Raw genomic sequence first — 15893 nt, forward strand, 5'->3', positions numbered from 1 at the left:
GGCTGCGCCTGCGCCTGCGGTCGACCGTGTGGTCTCGGCCAGCGCGGACGCCAGGCCCGGCGTGCGTCCGCCACGCCTCGTCGCCCACCGCGGTGCGCCGCGCGTCCGGCGCGAGAACACGCTGCCCGCCATCGCGGTCGCCGAGGCGCTCGGCGCCGAGGTGATCGAGGTCGACGTCCGTCGCACCGCCGACGGCGTCGCCGTCCTGCTGCACGACGAGACCCTCGGCCGGATGTGGGGCGACGCCCGCCGGGTGTCCGACGTCGACTGGTGCGACGTCGCCCGGCTCGGCAACGGCCTCGACCGGATCCCGCGGCTCGACGGTGCGCTCGAACGGCTCGTCGGCTGCCGGTCGACCCTGCTCGTCGACCTGACCGACGCCGAGGACGCCCTGGTCGCCGCCCGCACCGTCGCGGGCTTCACCGGCTCCACCGCGGTGGCCTGGTGCGGGCCACCGGCGGCGATGGCGGCCGTCCGCTCCGTGCTGCCCGACGCCGACGTCTGGCTGGCGTGGGAGTCGCTCGATCCGCCCGTCGCCGCGGACCTCGAGGCGCTCGAGCCGTCGACGCTCAACCTCGACGTCGCGTTCCTCACCCCGCGCACCGTCGAGGTCGCACACGCCCTGGGCCTGCGCGTCGCCGTCTGGACCATCGACGACGTCGAGCCCGCGATCTGGGCAGCCCGGCTCGGTGTCGACTCGATCACCACGAACGACGTCGGGTCGATCGGAGCAGCCCTGTCGGCGGCCGAGCGTGACGGCTGGCCCGAGCGCGACCGCGAGCCCACCGAGACCGAGGTCGCCTCGCGCGCCCAGGCCCTGGCCCACCGGATCGCCCACGAGGTCATCGCGTACACGCGCGAACACCCGGTCAGTGAGGTCCACACCAAGGCGAACCCCGCCGACCTGGTCACCGACGTCGACCGCCTGGTGGAGCAGCACGTCCGGTCCCGCGTGCGGATGGTGTTCCCGACGCACGGGTTCACCGGCGAGGAGTACGGCGAGGCCCCCGGCGACCGGCACCGCTGGTTCCTGGACCCCGTCGACGGCACCACCAACCTGGCGAACGGTGTGCCCTGGACGTCGATGTCGCTCTGCCTGACCCGTGGCGGCCGTCCGCTCGTCGGGGTCGTCGCGGACCCCTGGCGTGGCGAGGTGCTCGAGGCCCGACGTGGCCGCGGCGCCACCCTGCGCGACCGCCAGCTCCGACTCGACGACACACCCCGGCCGCTCGCCGGCGCCGTCGTCGGCACCGAGCTCGACGGACACCGCCCGTGGCCGGGGTTCGGGGCGTTCCTCGACGCCCTGGCCGACCGGTCGTGCACGCTCCGGGTGCAGGGATCGGGCACGTTGACGATCGCCCAGGTCGCGGCGGGGCGCGGGATCGGCGGCTGCGTCTCGGCGTTCAACCCGGTCGACCACGGCGCCGCGGTGCTGCTCGTGCACGAGGCCGGGGGCGTCGTGCTGACGCCGTCCGGCCCCGTGGAGGGCTTCCCGCCCGTGGGGGAGCCGTTCCTCGTGGCACACCCGGGGGCCGCGGACGAGCTGCACGCGGTGTGGACGGCGGCGCTCGCCGCGGGGTGAGCCGCGGCGCACCGTGCGGACCGGAGGCACGGTGCCAGGCCGGCACGCGCCTCCCGGCCGACTCTGAGCGAGCGCTCAGTCATCCGACGCCGGGGGTTCGTAGTGTTGCAGTCCACGACGGGTCCGACCGGACCCGCCGTGCACCCGAAGGAGCATCGACCATGGGATTCCTCGACCGCCTGCTCGGACGTCCGGAGCGTGACCGATCCGCTGACGCACAGCAGAACCAGTGGGGGCAGCCGCCGCAGCAGCAGGGCTACCGGTACGGCCAGCAGTCCTACCAGCAGCCGGCACCGTCCGCACCGCAGGGCGGCCAGTACGGCGTCCCGCAGTGGGGCGGTGCACCGACGCAGCAGCAGGGCGCGACGACCGACGACGAACGTGCGGTCGAGCGCTACCGCTACCTGCTCCGCACGGCCCCGCCGGAGCGCATCGAGGAGGTCCACGCCGAGGCCTTCGCCAAGCTGACCGACGAGCAGCGCCGCATGGTCTACGACGAGTTCACCCGGACCGCGCCTCCCGGTGAGGCGCCCCGTGGCGACGATCCGCGCTCGCTCGCCCAGTCGGCGACCCGCTCCGAGATCCGCCAGCCGGGCTTCATGGAGCGCTCGCTCGGCGGCGTCGGCGGTGGCGGCGGACGCTTCGGCGGCCAGCGCGGGGGCCCGTCGTTCGGCAGCATGATCGGCGCCTCGATCCTCGGGACGGTGGCCGGCTACGTCATCGGTTCGGCGATCATGAGTGCGTTCCTGCCCGACCCCGGTTCGTTCGATGGCGGTACCGACGCTGCGGGTGACGGTGGTTCGGAGGACACTGGTGCTGAATCCGGCGATGCCGGGGCGTCCGACGGCGGCGCATCCGACGGCGGCGGCTTCGACAATGCGGGCTGGGGCGACAGCGGATCCGACTTCGGCGGTGGCTTCAGCGACTTCGGTGGTGGTGACTTCGACGTCTGAGTGACGTCCGTCGCTCCACCGGACCCCCGGGTACCCACCGTGTCCGACGAAGGAGCGACATGGCCATCATCGAAGCCTCCGGGCTGACCAAGACCTACAGGTCGAAGTCCGGGCCGGTGCACGCGCTGGCCGGACTCGACCTGTCGGTGCCGCAGGGCACCGTGAAGGCGCTGCTCGGGCCGAACGGCGCGGGCAAGACCACGGTGGTGAAGGTGCTCACCACCCTCATCACGCCGGACTCGGGCACCGCGACGATCGACGGCATCGACGTGATCGCCGACCCGCAGGCCACCCGGCGGTCCATCGGGGTGTCCGGGCAGTACGCGGCGGTCGACGAGAACCTGACCGGGTTCGAGAACCTCGAGATGATCGGGCGGCTCTACCACCTGGGCCGCAGGACCGCGCGCGATCGTGCTCGGGAGCTCATCGACGTCTTCGACCTCTCCGAGGCGGGCGACCGTCCGGTGAAGGGCTTCTCCGGCGGCATGCGGCGACGCATCGACCTCGCCGGGGCGTTGGTGATGAACCCGCGCGTGCTGTTCCTCGACGAGCCGACGACGGGCCTCGACCCCCGCAGCCGCCTGGCGCTCTGGGGCATCATCGAGGACCTCGTGGCCGAGGGGGCGACGGTGCTCCTCACCACCCAGTACCTGGAGGAAGCCGACCGGCTCGCCGACGACATCGCGGTCATCGACGACGGTGCGGTCATCGCCGAGGGCACCGCGGACCAGCTCAAGGCGCAGGTCGGCGGGCACCGGGTGGTCGTCACCCTGGTCGACGAGACCGACGGCGACGCGGCGACCACCGTGCTCCGCCGCTACGGGGTCGGCGAGGTCGAGACCTCGGGCGACGGCCGCACCCGTGCCATCGCGGTGGAGGCCGGACCGGCAGCCCTGCAGCGCGTGCTCGCCGACCTGGGCGCGGCCGGCATCGAACTCCACGACGCCGGCATGCGACGCCCGACCCTCGACGACGTCTTCCTCCGCCTGACCGGACACGCCGCGACGGACGACGACGCCGACGAACCCGCGGCGGCCAAGCAGAAGGAGACGGCACGATGACCACCACGTCCCTCGCGCCGGGCCGCCAGCTGCCCGTCGTCGTCACCTCGCCGCTCGCCGTCTGGGTCGAGGACGGCTGGACCGTCACCAAGCGGAACCTCATCAAGCTCAAGCGGTCGCCGGACATGCTCGTGTTCGCCGTGCTGCAGCCGATCATGTTCGTGCTGCTGTTCAGCCAGGTGTACGGCGGCGCCATCCAGGTCCAGGGGACCGACTACACGCAGTTCCTGATGGCGGGGATCTTCGCGCAGACCGTGGTGTTCGGTGCGACGTTCTCCGGATCGGCGATGGCGCAGGACCTGAAGGAAGGGCTGATCGACCGGTTCCGGACGCTGCCGATGTCGGCGTCCGCGGTCCTGGTCGGGCGCACCAACTCCGACCTCGTCCTCAACTCGATCTCGATGGCGATCATGATGCTCACCGGCCTGGCGGTCGGGTGGCGGGTGAACTCGTCGCCGCTCGAGTTCCTGGCCGGCATCGCCCTGCTGCTGCTGTTCAGTTACGCGTTCAGCTGGGTCATGGCGCTGCTCGGCATGAGCGTCAAGACGCCCGAGGTCATCAACAACGCCTCGTTCATGATCCTGTTCCCGCTGACGTTCATCTCGAACGCGTTCGTGCCGAGCGACACCCTGCCGCTGGTGCTGCGCGTGTTCGCGGAGTGGAACCCGGTGTCGTCGCTCGTGCAGGCCGCGCGGGAGCTGTTCGGCAACGTCGGGTCCGCACCGGTGCCGGACATCTGGACGATGCAGCACCCCGTGCTGACGGTGCTGATCGGCATCGCCGTGATGCTCGTGGTCTTCGTCCCATGGGCGGTGAACAAGTACACCCGCATCAGCGCGAAGTGAGGCCGGTCCGGCCGGCGTGGACGCTCAGAGCAGCTTGCGCTGCAGCGCCCACGCGGTCAGCTCGTGCCGGTTCGACAGCTGGAGCTTCCGCAGGACCTTCGACACGTGTGTCTCGACGGTCTTCACCGAGATGAACAGCTCCGTCGCGACCTCCTTGTAGGCGTACCCGCGCGCGATGAGCCGCATGACCTCCTGCTCGCGGGCGGACAGGCGGTCCAGCTCGGCGTCGTGCTGCGCCGTCTCGCCGCTGACCGCCCCGAAGGCGTCGAGCACGAAGCCGGCCAGGCGCGGCGAGAACACCGCGTCACCGTCCGCCACGCGGGCCACGGCCTCGGCGACCTCGGCACTCGACGAGCTCTTCGTGATGTACCCGCGGGCGCCGGCCCGGATGACCCGCACCACGTCGTCGGCGGCGTCCGACACGCTCAGCGCGAGGAACCGGGTGTCCGGGTTCCCGGGTGCGGACCGCGTGATGACCTCGGCACCGCCGCCGCCGGCGCCGCCCGGCAGGTGCACGTCGAGCAGGACGACGCGCGGGCGCGTGGCCGCGACGAGCGTCACGGCTTCGTCGACGGTCGCCGCCTCACCCACGACCTGGAGGCCCGGTGGCAGCCCGGCGCGCACGCCGGCTCGGAAGATGGAGTGGTCGTCGACGATCGCGACCGTCAACGGGGCGGGCTCGGTCATGCGTGCTCCTCGTCGTGGGTGGCGGGTGCGAGCGGCAGGGTCAGCCGGACCTCGGTGCCGGTACGGCCCGGCCCCGGCGCGATCGTCGCGTGGCCGCCGAGGCGCTGCATCCGGCCGATGATCGACTCGCGGACGCCGTACCGGCCCGCGGGCACGGAGTCGACGTCGAAGCCCGGGCCGCGGTCGCGGATGCTGAGCTCGACCCGCTCACCGGCGGTCTCGGCGTACACGCTCACGGTCCCACCGGCGTGCCGGGCGGCGTTGAGCATCGCCTCGCGGGCGGCGGCGACGAGCCCGTCCGGCAGGTCGCTGCGGGCGGGTCCGACCGCGATGACCTCGATGCGGGCGGGGTACTCGGCCTCGATGTCCACGGCAGCGTCCCGCAGCTGCGTGCCGAGGTCGCGTGCCGGTTCCGCCTGCTCGGTGAAGAGCCAGGACCGCAGCTCGCGCTCCTGCGCCCGCGCCAACCGTGCCGCGTCCGAACCCGGCTCGGCCTTCTGCTGGATGAGGGCGAGGGTCTGCAGCACCGAGTCGTGCAGGTGCGCCGCGAACTCGGCCCGTTCGAGGTCGCGGACGCGGGCGGCGCGTTCCTCGGCGAGGTCGCGGACGAGCCGGACCACCCACGGGGCGACCACGACGGCGACCCCGACCAGGACGGCGACCGCGGCGGTGAGCACGGTCCAGACGTTGGGGCGGCTGCTCGTCGTGAAGAACAGCAGGATGCCGAGCACGACGAGCACCAGGGCCCCGAGCGCCCGGACGACCAAGGCGGAGGACCCGGCCGTGCGGACGTTGCGGAGCGCGTCGAACTGCCGCCAGGCGAGTGCGGCGCCGGTGACGACCACGACGCCGGGCACGACGACCTCGAGGGGGACCGTCGCGCCCATCCGCGCTGCGACCACCGCGCCGGCGGCGGCGAGCAGGGCGACGCCGAGCAGGATCTCGACGACCGGGGCATGCCGGGCGGACGCGGTGGGCTCGTCCTGGTCGACGTCGGCGGCAGCGGTCAGCACGGACTTGAGCGGTGCGCTTCCGACGGCTGCCCCGGCGGCTGCGCTCGGCACGGTCGCCCAGAGCCAGGCGTAGAGCAGCAGCCCGGCGCCGCCGCAGACCACCAGGACCGCGGTGGCGAGCCGGACGGCCCCGACCGGCAGCCCGGTGTGCGCCGCGAACCCGCTGCAGACCCCGCCGACGACCCTGGGGGTCGGGCGCGTCATCGTCGCGGTGGCCATGGGGCAATCCTGGCACCCGGACGGCGGTCCCTGCAGGGTCCGGGGCCGCGATCAGGGACCGGTCAGGGGGAACCCCGATGGTGTCAGCGCAGCACTGCCGGGATGCTGGTGGCCATGACCGATCACCAGCACGACTCCGCTCCCGGCACCGCCGCCGGCAGCGCCGACTCGACGACCCGGTTCTTCGACTGGGTCCGCGGCCTCGGCATCGCGCGCACCGACGACCGCTGGCTCGCCGGCGTGTGCGGTGCCGTCGCCCGCCGCACCGGGCTCGACCCGCTCGTGGTCCGCGGCGTGACGATCGTCGTCGCACTGCTGGGCGGACCGGTCTTCCTCGCCTACGCCGTCGGTTGGGCGCTGCTGCCCGACACCGCCGGACGCATCCACGTCGAACGGATGATCCGCGGGGTCCTCGACCCGGCGCTCATCGCGATCGGCGCGCTCGTGGCACTGACGTTCGTGCCCGCGGCCCGGGGCCTCTGGTGGCAGGGGGTCCCGGACGCCTGGGGGATGCCCGGCTGGCTCGAGGCGACCCTCGCCACCGCGTGGAGCATCGTGCTCGTCGGCGGGATCGTGTGGCTCATCGTGGTCCTGGCCCGACGCGGGGTGGACGGCGATCGGACAGCGGGCACCGGCACCGGCACCGGCACCGACCCGGCCGCCGCACCGCGGGGCGACTTCTGGACCAGCCCCGAGGAGCCGCGCCCGGCCCGGAACGCGTGGACCGCGGAGGCGACCGGCGCGCCGGACGCGGGTCGGGCCTCCTGGCAGTGGGGTGCACCGGTGAGCCCCGAGGACCGGCGACGGCAGCACGAGGAGCGGCTGCGCGCCGAACGCGAGCGGACGGCCGAACGGCGGGCGGAGCGGGCCGAGCGACGCCCCGGGGCGGCGTACGTCGCCGTGTCCCTCGGACTCGCGCTCGTCGCCGGAGCCGGGGTCGCGTTCTGGGCGCAGCAGGCCGGGTGGTCCGTCCCGGTCCTCGGGATCGCTGCCGCGCTCGCGGTGCTGGCGATCGCCACGATCGTCGCGGGGATCCGCGGCCGTGACGACGACGTGCTCGGATTGTTCTCGACGATCGCCGCGGTGGCCCTGGTGGTCACCGGGGTCCTGCCCGCCGGCACCCGGGTCTCGCTGATCGGCGGCACCACGTGGCAGGTCGAACGCGCCGCCTCGGGGACCGAGCGGGACTTCGCGATGCTGGCGGGCGGTCCCACCCTGGACCTCCGCGAGCTCGAACCGTCGGCGGTCGGGGGTGACGTGAGCCTCTGGCTGGGCGCCGGCGGAGCCGAGGTGCTGCTGCCGACCGACCTGCCGGTTCGGGTCGAGGTGAGCGGTGTCGGCTACGGGATCGACACCGGCGGGGGCGACGACGACGGCACCGGTGGGGTGCTCCGGACCACCACGCTCGAGAACCGTGCGGCACGCACGGCCGACGCGGACGAGACGACGACGGTGCACCTGTGGATCCTCGGCGGTGGCGTCGAGGTGCCGCGGGCGATGACGGTCGGCGAGTGAGGAACGGGACGATGACGACGGACAGCACGACCAACGACAACCCGACGGACGACGGCGCGACGAACGACGGCGCGACGAACGACGCGGCGACTGCACCGGTGGCCTCCCCGGTGGCTCCGGACGGGCCCGCCTACCGGCCCCGACGCGGTGGCGCGCGCTTCGGCACGATCCTCTGGGGCGTGCTGCTGCTGGTGTTCGCCGGAGCGATGGCCGTGAGTGCGCTGCCGATGTTCTCAGTGGACACCACGACCCTGCTGTTGGCCGCCTGCATCGCCGCCGGTGTGCTGCTGGTCGTGGCGGGGATCGTGGCGGCCCTGTCCCGCACACGGCGCTAGTCGGACCGCTCCGTGCACCGGGCTGTCCAGGTGTGCACGGGGGTCACCCGGACGGCTTAGCATCATCCACGTGACCGCGACAGACGCCGAGCGGGCCGCCCAGCGCGACGCCACCGAGCAGCCCCTCGACCGCAGCACCCGCCTGCGCCGGTGGATGCTGCACGGGGCCGACCAGGGCGCCTCGCACCAGGGCCCGCACCAGGTCGAGGTCGAGAAGACCCACCCGTGGTGGCGGGTCATGTGCCTGACCGGCGTCGACTACTTCTCCACCCTCGGGTACCAGCCCGCCATCGCCGCGCTCGCCGCGGGTCTGCTGTCGCCGATCGCGACGATCGTCCTCGTGCTCGTCACGCTGTTCGGGGCACTGCCGGTCTACCGCCGGATCGCCCACGACAGCTTCCGGGGCGCCGGGTCGATCATGATGCTCGAGAAGCTCCTGCCGTGGTGGGCGGGCAAGCTCCTCGTGCTGGTGCTGCTCGGGTTCGCCGTGACGGACTTCATGATCACGATGACCCTGTCGGCGGCCGACGCCACGGCGCACATCGCCGAGAACCCGTACACGCCGCACTGGTTCACCGAGATCCCGGTGCCGCTCACCCTGGCGCTGCTGCTCCTGCTCGGCATCGTGTTCCTGCGCGGGTTCAAGGAGGCCATCGGCATCGCGGTCGGGCTCGTCGCGGTGTTCCTCGCCCTGAACGCCGTCGTCATCATCGTCGCCCTCTGGCACGTGTTCGAGAACCCGATGGTGGCGAGCGACTGGTGGTCCGGGCTGACGGCACAGCACAGCAACCCGCTCGTGATGGTCGGCATCGCCCTGATCGTGTTCCCGAAGCTCGCGCTCGGGCTCTCCGGCTTCGAGACCGGCGTCGCGGTGATGCCGCAGGTCCGCGGTGACGCCAGCGACGACACCAGCGATCGACCCGAGGGCCGGATCCGCGGCACCAAGCGACTGCTGACCGTCGCGGCGCTCATCATGAGCTCGTTCCTCATCACGTCGTCGATCGTGACGACGTTCCTCATCCCGCAGCGCGAGTTCCAGCCGGGCGGCGGTGCGAACGGCCGTGCCCTGGCGTACCTGGCGCACGAGTACATGGGCGGGGTGTTCGGGTCGATCTACGACTTCTCGACCGTCGCCATCCTGTGGTTCGCCGGTGCGAGCGCGATGGCGGGGCTCCTCAACCTGGTGCCGCGGTTCCTGCCCCGCTACGGCATGGCACCGCAGTGGGCGCGTGCGGTGCGTCCCCTCGTGATCATCTTCACGCTCATCGCGTTCGTCATCACGATCATCTTCCAGGCCGACGTCGACGCCCAGGGTGGCGCCTACGCCACCGGCGTGCTGGTGCTCATCACGAGCGCAGCGGTCGCGGTGACGCTGTCCGCGCGCCGCAAGCAGCAGCGCAAGCGCACCATCGCGTTCGGTGTGATCTCGGTCGTGTTCGTCTACACCACGGTCGCCAACGTCATCGAGCGGCCCGACGGCGTGCGGATCGCGGCGATCTTCATCATCGCGATCGTCGTGGTGTCGCTCATCTCGCGCGTGCGGCGTTCGTTCGAGCTCCGGGCGTCGTCGATCGAGCTCGACGCGACCGCCAGGCAGTTCGTCGAGGCCGACGCCGACCAGTTCAGTTCGGTCTGCATCATCGCGAACGAGCCCGGTGCCGGCACGGCCGAGGCGTACCGGGCGAAGGGGCGCGAGGAACGCCGCGACTCCGGAATCCCGGCCCGCGTGCCGACGATGTTCCTCGAGGTCCTGCCGGCCGACTCCTCCGACTTCGAAGAGGACCTGGTGGTCGAAGGCCACGTCATCCACGGGTTCCGCGTGCTCAAGGTCCGCTCCGGCAACGTCCCGAACACCATCGCGTCGACGCTCCTCGCCATCCGGGACCTCGCCGGGGTGGTACCGAGCATCTACTTCGAGTGGAACGAGGGCAGCCCGATCCGCAACGCCCTGCGCTTCGTGTTCACCGGCGCCGGCGACGTCGCCCCCGTCACGCGCGAGGTCCTGCGCGAAGCGGAACCCGAGGTCAACCGACGGCCCAGCGTCCACGTCTCGTGAGTCACGGACCGGGCGCGGGGCGTGCCTCCAGGCCCGTCGCCGGCCTGGCGGCGATCGCGGTCGCCGCGGCGGTCTGGGGCACCACCGGGACCGCGACGCACTTCGCGCCCGGTGTGCCGGCGTTCGTGTTCGGTGCGGTCACCTTCGGGCTCGGCGGCCTCGTGCTCGCCGCGACCGCGGGCCGGGGCACGCTGCGTGCCGTCACGCAGCGCCGGACCCGCGGATGGGCACTGCTCGGGGCCGCATCGCTCGTGGTCTACGCGGTCGCGTTCTACGCGGCCCTCGCCGACGCCGGGGTCGCGCTCGGCACGACCCTGGCCATCGGGTCGTCGCCCGTCTTCGCCGGCCTGGTCGAGTGGGTCGCCGACCGCAGACGCGTCACCCGCCGGTGGCTCCTCGCCACCCTGGTGAGCGTGGTCGGCATGGTCGTCGTCACCCTCGCGCGCTCCGAGCACGACGGCGGCGGGCGGTCACTCGCGGGCGGCGTCGGCAGCGCCCTGGTCGCCGGTCTGACGTACGCGCTGTACTCGTGGGCGGTGGCGCGGGGGATGCACGCCGCGACGAGCCGGATGCCGATCGCCGTCGTCCGAGCGGAGTCCGACAGCATGCGTGTCGGCGGGGACGTCGGGGTCGCGGCCGCACGGGCCGCCCGCGGGCCGAACGAACGCGGGCTCGTCGGCGCGGTGTTCGGGGTGGCCGCGGTGCCGCTCGTCGTGCTCGCCGTGGTGGCGGGCGGACCGTTCCTGACCGACGCCGACAACTGGCCGGTGTTCCTGTACCTGGCGCTGGTGCCGACGGTGATCGGACACTCGCTGTACGCGCTCGGGCTCCGGACGGTGACCGCGTCGGTCGCGACGCTGCTGTCCCTGCTCGAGCCCGTCGTGGCCGCGGTGCTGGCGGTGCTCGTGGTGGGGGAGCGCCTGGGGACCGGCGGATGGGCCGGGATCGTGCTGGTGGTGGCCGGGCTGTCCGTGCTGGCGGTGCCCGGGCGGCGGGCCCGCTGACCAGCGGCGGCGGGCCCGCTGACCAGCAGCGGCGCGCCCACTGACCAGCAGCGGCGCCCGCGCGTCAGCCGGACCGGCGCCGACCCGGAGCCGCCGGTCAGCCGTCCAGGATCTGGTCCCGCACCTTCCGCCGCAGTACCTTGCCGATCATCGAGCGCGGCAGGTCCTCGACCACGACGACCCGGCGCGGCACCTTGTACGCCGCCAGGTGCTCGCGCGACCAGGCCCGGAGCGCGGCCCCGTCGAACGTCGCGGGGTCCTTCGGCACGACCGCGGCGACGACCTGCTCGTTGCCGCCCTGCGTGATGCCGACGACCGCGACCTCCTTGACGCTGGGGTGCTTCAGCAGGGTGTCCTCGACCTCGGACGGTGACACGTTGAAGCCGCCGGTGATGATGAGTTCCTTGAGGCGGTCGACGATCCGGACGTACCCGTCGGCGTCGATGGCCACGATGTCGCCGGTGCGGAACCAGCCGTCGGGCGTGAAGACCTCGTCGGTGGCCTCGGCCTTGCCCCAGTAGCCGCGGAACACCTGGGGGCCACGGACCTGCAGTTCGCCGGGCTCGTCGATGCCGAGCACCTTCGTGTCGTCGTCGGGGTCGACCACGCGCGCCTCGGTGGAGGACAGCGGCAGGCCGATCGATCCGAGTCGACGCTCGGGGGAGACCGGGTTGGCCATCAGGACCGGGGAGCACTCGGACAGGCCGTAGCCCTCGACCAGGTAGCCGTCGGTCCGGGCCTCCCACGGTTCGACGATGTCCTGCGACAGCGGCATGGCACCGGAGATGCCGATCTCGATGCCCTTGAGCGACACCTTCGCCGAGTCGGCCGCGTGCTGCAGCCGGGCGTAGATCGGCGGCACGGCCGGCAGGAACGTCGGCGGGTGGCGCTTGATCGCCGTCAGGACCAGGGCGGGGTCGAACGCGGGGAAGAGCACGAGCCGCGAGGCCATGCTCATCGCGAAGGTCAGGCAGAGCGTCAGGCCGTAGGCGTGGAACATCGGCAGCACCGCGTACACGACGTTGTCGCCGCGGCGGATCTGCGGCACCCACGCCCGGGCCTGCGCGGCGTTCGCCAGCAGGTTCCGGTGGCTCAGCACCGCGCCCTTCGGCGTCCCGGTGGTGCCGGACGTGTACTGGATCAGCGCGACGTCGTCGGTGGCCGGCCGCGGGTGCCGCTTCGACAGCTTGCGGGTGTCGGCGAGGTCGTCCCACTTGACCGTGCCGCGCACCTTTGCCGTCAGCTTCGCGCGGGACTCGCGGGCCTTCGCGACCGGCAGCGCCAGGGCGAGCCGGGTGCTCCGGGGCATGGCCCGGGTGATGTCGACCGAGACGATCGCGTCGAGGTGCACGTCGGCCGGGAAGTCCTGCAGCGTCGCGACGGACTTGTCCCACGCGATGGCGACCTTGGCGCCGTGGTCCTCGAACTGGTGGCGGAGTTCCCGCGGCGTGTACAGCGGGTTGTGCTCGACCACGATCGCGCCGAGCCGCAGCACCGCGTAGAACGCCACGATGTGCTGCGGGCAGTTCGGCAGGACGATGGCGACGCGGTCACCCGCCCCCACGCCGAGCTTCCGCAGGCCGTTCGCCGCGCGGAGGATCTGCTCCTCGAGGTCGGCGTAGCTCGTGGTGCGCTTGAAGAACTCGAGGGCGACCTGCCTGGGGAACTTCCGGGCCGACTGCTCGACCAGGTCGTACAGGGAACCACTCTGTTCCTCGATGTCGTGCGGGACCCCCGGGGCGTACGAGGCAAGCCAGGGACGAGGCGTGTCGATGCTCACCCGACCCAACCTAGTGGGCCACCCCCGTGCACGCTGGGAGGGCCACTTTGCGCGATGGCACCCCCACGCCCAGGTGACGGACGGAACATGACGACATGTCCACTGTCTCCGACGTCTTCCGGTCCCGCCTCAACCATACGTTCACGGGCGGTTCGACCGGCACGGAAGCCTGGATGGACGACCTGGAACACGGCACCGACGCGGGCTTCTTCGGTCCGGGCTCCGCCACGTGGGCGGTGCACGGCGGGAGCCACGGCATCGTCGCCGGCGTGCGGGCACTGCTCGTCCAGGCGCTGCACCCCGGCGCGCTCGCCGGCGTCGCCGACCACTCCCGGTACCGCGAGGACCCGTTCGGTCGCCTGGCGGGCACCAGCCGGTGGATCGCGACGGTCACGTACGGCGACCGGCAGACCGCCCGCAGCGGCAGCGACTGGGTGCTCCGGCTGCACGAGCGGGTCCGTGGGCAGTACGTCGACGCGCACGGCACCACCCGCCCCTACGCGGCCAACGACCCGGACCTGGCGCGCTGGGTACACCTCGCCTTCACCGACGCGTTCCTCCGCGCCGCCCAGCGCTGGGGTGGCCCGATCCCCGGAGGCGCGGACGCCTACGTGCGCGAGTGGGCCGAGGCCGGGCGCCTCATGCGCATCGTCGACCCGCCCGAGTCCGAGGCGGAGCTCCGTGCCCAGATGAACGGGTACCTCGACCGCGGCGAACTCCTGGTCGACTCGCGCACCCGAGACGTCGTCCGGTTCATCAAGGACCCGCCGCTGTCCCGCCTGCTGCGACCCGGCTACCGCGCCGTGTTCCAGGGGGCGGTGTCCACGCTCGACCCGCGGCACCGCTCACTCCTCGGCCTCCGTGCGCCGATCGTCGGCCCGCTGGAGCTGCCGGTGGTCCGCACCACGAAGCTCGTGCTCGACGGGATCGGTGCGGTCCTCGACGACCAGACCGGGTCCGAACGAGCCGCGCGGCGGCGCATCGCGCGCCTGCAGCGCACTGACGGCAGCGCGGTCGCCTGACCACGGCCGTCACCGCGACCACCTGACGGACGGGAGGCACGGTGCCAGCTGGCACCGTGCCTCCCGTCCGCTCGTGGGGGCGTCAGAAACCGGACGGCACCCGGGGCGTGTACGCGGACTCGAGTCGCGTGACCTCGTCGTCGGTGAGCGTCAGCGACGCTGCGGCCACCGCGTCGTCGATGTGGTGCTCCTTCGTCGCGCCGACGATGGGCGCGGAGACCGCGGGCTTGCCGGCGACCCAGGCCAGGGCGACCTGCGCCATCGGGACGCCGCGCTCCGTGGCGACGGCCTCGACCGCGTCGACGATCGCGCGGTTGGCGTCCTCGTCCTGCTTGTAGAGGGTCTTGCCGAACTCGTCGGTCTGCGCGCGCGAGCCCGACCCGGAGGCGTCCCAGGGGCGGGTGACGCGGCCGCGGGCGAGGGGGCTCCACGGGATCACGCCGACGCCGGTGTGCTCGCAGAAGGGGAGCATCTCGCGCTCCTCCTCGCGTTCGAGCAGGTTGTACTGGTCCTGCATGCTCACGAACTTCGTCCAGCCGTGGCGCTCGGCGGTGTGCTGCATCTCGGCGAACTGCCACGTCCACATGCTGCTCGCGCCGATGTAGCGCGCCTTGCCGGCCTTCACGACGTCGTGGAGGGCCTCCATGGTCTCCTCGATCGGCGTCACCGGGTCGAAGCGGTGGATCTGGTACAGGTCGACGTAGTCCGTGCCGAGCCGGGTCAGGGAGGCGTCGATCTCGTGCATGATCGCCGCGCGGGACAGCCCGGCGCCGTTCCGGCCGGGACGCATCCGGTTGAAGACCTTCGTGAAGACCTGGACGTCCTCGCGCGGAGCCAGCTCGGCGAGGAGCGTGCCGGTGATCTCCTCGCTGCTGCCGTCCGAGTAGACGTTCGCGGTGTCGAAGGTCGTGATGCCGGCCTCGAACGCGCGGCGGACGAACGGGCGGGCCTCGTCGATGCCGACGCTCCAGGCGTGCGAGCCCCGGTCCGGGTCGCCGTACGACATCATGCCGAGGACGACGCTGCTGATCTCGAGCCCCGAGTTGCCGAGGCGTTTCGTGTCGGTGGTCATGCCGTCACTCTGGCATCGCGGCCTGTGACGGCGAGCAGGCGGACCTGGAGCGGGGAGTCCTCGGTGACGTCGACCGGGGGTGCGTACAGACCGGTGGCGGCGAGGTCCTCGATCTGCGGCTCGAAGTACTCCCAAACGGCGCGGACGAGCTCGTCGGGCAGGGACTCCTCGGCGCCGGTCGCCCGGGCGAGGTCCCACGTGTGGATCGTGATGTCGCTCGTCTGCTCGGTGAGGTACTGCGCGGCGGGCACGACGTCGGTGCTGAGGTGCACGGGGGTGTCCTGCGGGGCGTTCCGCCAGGCGTCGGTGGCCGCGGTGGCGAACCGGTGCCACTCGGCCACCAGGTCGTCGCCGATCGGCTCGAGGTCGGCCTGGGCCTGGGCGTAGTCGCACCCGGTGAGGAGCTTCGGGATCCAGCGCTGCTCGTCGACGACGTGGGCGACGAGGTCGCGGGTGGTCCACTCGGAGTCGGGGGTCGGGGCGTCCCAGTCGGTGACGGCGGCGACGCGGCGGCCGAACTCGGCTGCCGCGAGGGCCTGCATCGCGATCCAGTCGGTGGCCATGGTGGTGCTCCTGTTCGTCGTGCGGGCGGGTGCGCTTGGTGCAACTCGGGGTCCGGAGTGTGGATTCCCCGCGCTGTTGTCGTACGCGCCAACGTTACGCGGGGGCGGCGCTCGGCCGTTGCTCGTCCGCTCGTCCCCGCTGGTGCCCTTGCTCTGCCTCTGCGTCTGCCTCTGCCTCTGCCTCGC

General features: G+C 72.7%; 14 protein-coding genes. 9 read left to right on the plus strand and 5 right to left on the minus strand.

The features are described from left to right. Positions 1 to 61: 61 nt before the first annotated feature. The 4 genes from BIU89_RS11205 to BIU89_RS11220 all read left to right on the plus strand — a co-directional run bounded on the left by BIU89_RS11205 (position 62) and on the right by BIU89_RS11220 (position 4441). On the plus strand, positions 62 to 1582 hold the full coding sequence (locus BIU89_RS11205; protein ID WP_071246579.1) for an inositol monophosphatase family protein: 1521 nt from the start codon (positions 62 to 64) through the stop codon (positions 1580 to 1582). 161 nt (positions 1583 to 1743) lie between these two features. Then, positions 1744 to 2535, plus strand: coding sequence for a hypothetical protein (locus BIU89_RS11210; RefSeq protein WP_071246581.1), 792 nt, complete (start codon positions 1744 to 1746; stop codon positions 2533 to 2535). Positions 2536 to 2594: 59 nt separating this feature from the next. Then, a complete protein-coding gene (locus BIU89_RS11215; protein WP_071246583.1) occupies positions 2595 to 3596 on the plus strand; it encodes an ATP-binding cassette domain-containing protein in 1002 nt (333 codons plus the stop codon). Beyond that, positions 3593 to 4441, plus strand: a complete 849-nt coding sequence (locus BIU89_RS11220) for an ABC transporter permease (RefSeq protein ID WP_051596514.1) — start codon at positions 3593 to 3595, stop codon at positions 4439 to 4441. Before BIU89_RS11215 ends, BIU89_RS11220 begins: the two co-directional genes overlap by 4 nt. 24 nt (positions 4442 to 4465) lie before the next feature. On the opposite strand, the gene BIU89_RS11225 is transcribed toward BIU89_RS11220, so the two are convergent. Both BIU89_RS11225 and BIU89_RS11230 read right to left on the minus strand, forming a co-directional pair. Continuing rightward, positions 4466 to 5128, minus strand: coding sequence for a LuxR C-terminal-related transcriptional regulator (locus tag BIU89_RS11225; protein WP_071246586.1), 663 nt, complete (start codon positions 5126 to 5128; stop codon positions 4466 to 4468). Continuing rightward, on the minus strand, positions 5125 to 6360 hold the full coding sequence (locus BIU89_RS11230) for an ATP-binding protein (RefSeq protein ID WP_071246588.1): 1236 nt from the start codon (positions 6358 to 6360) through the stop codon (positions 5125 to 5127). Before BIU89_RS11230 ends, BIU89_RS11225 begins: the two co-directional genes overlap by 4 nt. Positions 6361 to 6474: 114 nt before the next feature. Between BIU89_RS11230 and BIU89_RS11235 the strand changes: the two genes are divergently transcribed. The 4 genes from BIU89_RS11235 (at position 6475) to BIU89_RS11250 (ending at position 11270) form a co-directional block, all read left to right on the plus strand. Beyond that, positions 6475 to 7875: a PspC domain-containing protein gene (locus tag BIU89_RS11235; RefSeq protein ID WP_175475009.1), complete on the plus strand. Its 1401-nt coding sequence runs from the start codon at positions 6475 to 6477 to the stop codon at positions 7873 to 7875. A gap of 11 nt (positions 7876 to 7886) precedes the next feature. Beyond that, on the plus strand, positions 7887 to 8210 hold the full coding sequence (locus tag BIU89_RS11240; protein ID WP_071246592.1) for a hypothetical protein: 324 nt from the start codon (positions 7887 to 7889) through the stop codon (positions 8208 to 8210). A 154-nt stretch (positions 8211 to 8364) separates the two neighbouring features. Next, positions 8365 to 10266 (plus strand): amino acid transporter, encoded by a 1902-nt coding sequence (locus tag BIU89_RS11245; protein ID WP_231495623.1) that lies wholly within the window; start codon positions 8365 to 8367, stop codon positions 10264 to 10266. Further along, a complete protein-coding gene (locus BIU89_RS11250; RefSeq protein WP_071246594.1) occupies positions 10263 to 11270 on the plus strand; it encodes a DMT family transporter in 1008 nt (335 codons plus the stop codon). Before BIU89_RS11245 ends, BIU89_RS11250 begins: the two co-directional genes overlap by 4 nt. A 97-nt stretch (positions 11271 to 11367) precedes the next feature. On the opposite strand, the gene BIU89_RS11255 is transcribed toward BIU89_RS11250, so the two are convergent. Next, on the minus strand, positions 11368 to 13050 hold the full coding sequence (locus BIU89_RS11255; protein WP_071246596.1) for a long-chain-fatty-acid--CoA ligase: 1683 nt from the start codon (positions 13048 to 13050) through the stop codon (positions 11368 to 11370). Between the two features lie 95 nt (positions 13051 to 13145). Here BIU89_RS11255 and BIU89_RS11260 point away from each other — a divergent pair, with 95 nt between their 5' ends. Then, positions 13146 to 14072, plus strand: a complete 927-nt coding sequence (locus BIU89_RS11260; RefSeq protein WP_071246599.1) for an oxygenase MpaB family protein — start codon at positions 13146 to 13148, stop codon at positions 14070 to 14072. Between the two features lie 82 nt (positions 14073 to 14154). Here the strand turns inward: BIU89_RS11260 and BIU89_RS11265 are convergent, their stop codons facing one another. Next, positions 14155 to 15144: an aldo/keto reductase gene (locus BIU89_RS11265; protein WP_027464628.1), complete on the minus strand. Its 990-nt coding sequence runs from the start codon at positions 15142 to 15144 to the stop codon at positions 14155 to 14157. Beyond that, positions 15141 to 15707 (minus strand): TIGR03086 family metal-binding protein, encoded by a 567-nt coding sequence (locus tag BIU89_RS11270; protein WP_071246600.1) that lies wholly within the window; start codon positions 15705 to 15707, stop codon positions 15141 to 15143. The genes BIU89_RS11265 and BIU89_RS11270 overlap by 4 nt, the downstream gene beginning before the upstream one ends. Positions 15708 to 15893: the final 186 nt, after the last annotated feature.

The organism is Curtobacterium sp. MCBA15_005 (assembly GCF_001864855.1).
GTDB classification, from domain to species: Bacteria; Actinomycetota; Actinomycetes; order Actinomycetales; family Microbacteriaceae; genus Curtobacterium; species Curtobacterium flaccumfaciens.

What these genes read in the sequence shown, in the direction of transcription:
- BIU89_RS11210 (WP_071246581.1), top strand. Translation starts at nt 1,744, where the DNA reads ATGGGATTCCTCGACCGCCTGCTCGGACGTCCGGAGCGTGACCGATCC.
- BIU89_RS11215 (WP_071246583.1), top strand. Translation starts at nt 2,595, where the DNA reads ATGGCCATCATCGAAGCCTCCGGGCTGACCAAGACCTACAGGTCGAAG.
- BIU89_RS11220 (WP_051596514.1), top strand. Translation starts at nt 3,593, where the DNA reads ATGACCACCACGTCCCTCGCGCCGGGCCGCCAGCTGCCCGTCGTCGTC.
- BIU89_RS11225 (WP_071246586.1), bottom strand. Translation starts at nt 5,128, where the DNA reads ATGACCGAGCCCGCCCCGTTGACGGTCGCGATCGTCGACGACCACTCC.
- BIU89_RS11230 (WP_071246588.1), bottom strand. Translation starts at nt 6,360, where the DNA reads ATGGCCACCGCGACGATGACGCGCCCGACCCCCAGGGTCGTCGGCGGG.
- BIU89_RS11235 (WP_175475009.1), top strand. Translation starts at nt 6,475, where the DNA reads ATGACCGATCACCAGCACGACTCCGCTCCCGGCACCGCCGCCGGCAGC.
- BIU89_RS11240 (WP_071246592.1), top strand. Translation starts at nt 7,887, where the DNA reads ATGACGACGGACAGCACGACCAACGACAACCCGACGGACGACGGCGCG.
- BIU89_RS11245 (WP_231495623.1), top strand. Translation starts at nt 8,365, where the DNA reads ATGCTGCACGGGGCCGACCAGGGCGCCTCGCACCAGGGCCCGCACCAG.
- BIU89_RS11260 (WP_071246599.1), top strand. Translation starts at nt 13,146, where the DNA reads ATGTCCACTGTCTCCGACGTCTTCCGGTCCCGCCTCAACCATACGTTC.
- BIU89_RS11265 (WP_027464628.1), bottom strand. Translation starts at nt 15,144, where the DNA reads ATGACCACCGACACGAAACGCCTCGGCAACTCGGGGCTCGAGATCAGC.
- BIU89_RS11270 (WP_071246600.1), bottom strand. Translation starts at nt 15,707, where the DNA reads ATGGCCACCGACTGGATCGCGATGCAGGCCCTCGCGGCAGCCGAGTTC.